Consider the following 863-nt stretch of genomic DNA (forward strand, 5'->3'; position numbering starts at 1 on the left):
TTTTATCTATCCAAAGAGGTCGAGCTACATTTTTCCTTCTAAATTATAATACCCACTTCAGTTCAGTCTTTAGTTGATGTAAAAAAGAAAGACCTGAACCCATTTTGTGTTCGTTCGATATTGGCTCGGGGAAAAGAAACTGCATGGTTCATACGGCAACTTCGGCCCATAGATTAGCCATAGGAGATTTAGTTAATGTATGAACTTTATTTTCAGTCTGATTTTTCAGGCACCAGGCTTGGTTTTTATTTTTCACTTGTTTGTTCTGTTCTACTAATATTGTGCTGCCCGAAGATAAAATACTGGTACGAAAATAAACTACAGTTTGAAAAGAAAGTTAACTTCTGGTTTGGCTTCTTATTTGTATTTGGCTTTTTTGTAATGCAGTCACTGTCATTTTATTGCCTAGTATTAAAATCTAATGACATAGATTCTGGAAATTATTCTACAGTTGAAGGAGCTATTGAAGATATTCAAATTGTTGAAAGAAATAGTAGAGAAGAGGCTTTTACTGTTGATGGAGTACGCTTTAAGTACAATGATTACGGAACAGAAAACTCATTTTTTGCGAATAGAAAGCATGATTTAGATACAATCCAAGAGGGGCGAGTTGTTAAAATTGCTTACCTTAGAGAAGGAAATGAAAACCTGATTTTTGAGTTGAGTGTCAAAAAGTAGTGTTTTAGGATGCAAACCAATAGAGTCAGGTCTTTCTTTTTACCTTTTAACTAGTCCAATGTCATATAAGCAATGGTTTAATAGAAGTTCTCAACGTGTAGGGCATTTTACGATGGGCAAGCACAAGCTCAAGAATGGCTTGAAATCGGCAAAGTGTTACCCCTATTTGGAAAATCTAAAGCAAC

1 protein-coding gene is annotated in these 863 nt (G+C 34.9%); it reads left to right on the plus strand.

All coding sequences use genetic code 11. From position 1 onward, the window contains the following. Positions 1-195 precede the first annotated feature (195 nt). Positions 196-678, plus strand: coding sequence for a hypothetical protein (locus CWC28_RS21155; protein WP_063707753.1), 483 nt, complete (start codon positions 196-198; stop codon positions 676-678). The last annotated feature ends 185 nt before the right edge of the window (positions 679-863 follow it).

Origin of the sequence: Pseudoalteromonas sp. S4492 (assembly GCF_005886115.1) — a bacterium.
GTDB lineage: Bacteria > Pseudomonadota > Gammaproteobacteria > Enterobacterales > Alteromonadaceae > Pseudoalteromonas > Pseudoalteromonas gelatinilytica.